This window comes from Treponema sp. R6D11, from assembly GCF_054786075.1.
This window is the reverse complement of sequence record NZ_BDHD01000690.1, coordinates 1-612: the sequence shown is the minus strand read 5'-3', so window position 1 is coordinate 612 and position 612 is coordinate 1. Positions and strand designations below refer to the sequence as shown.

General features: G+C 42.6%; 1 protein-coding gene. It reads right to left on the bottom strand.

The features are described from left to right. Positions 1-612, bottom strand: a 612-nt coding sequence (locus ACYVTD_RS15515; protein WP_461248598.1) for a TraG/VirB4 family ATPase, incomplete at both ends; no start/stop codon positions are given.

Genomic DNA, 612 nt, shown 5'->3' with positions numbered 1-612 from the left:
CTCTATCGATGATCGTTCTCTCTGCGCCGGTTAAACCGCCGGAACCTGCAAATAAAGTTTCGCATAAAGAGAGGATGAACTCGGATTTTAATGTTATCGGGTTTTCTTCATCGGCATAATCCTGAGACATATCAAGCGGGTTGATATAGTTAGTCGTCGAAGATGATATTTTCAGCAACGTGCCGTTGAAGTTTTCTGCCAAAGGTGTATACTCGCGCTCAGGGTCGATGATTAGAACGTCGTCGTCCGTGTTTAAGAGGACGTTAACCATTTCGCGTTTCGCTGAGAAAGATTTACCAGAACCCGGCGTACCTAAGATGAATCCATTCGGGTTTTTCAAATTTTTTCTATTGAAGATCAAAAGCGAGCGAGTTATAGCATTCGTGCCATAATACATTCCGCCTTTTTCCATAACATCTTGGCTTGTGAACGGGATGAAGATAGCTGTGCTTTCTGTTGTTAAAGCCCTGTTTATTTGTAGCTGATTGTTGCCAACAGGCAAGCATGAAGCGAGCCCTTTTTCTTGTTGGAATTGCAAAGTTCCTATAATACAAAGCGATTTTCTCGCCTTGCTCTCGATTGTTTTCGTATCTATATTAAGCTGCTCTAGCG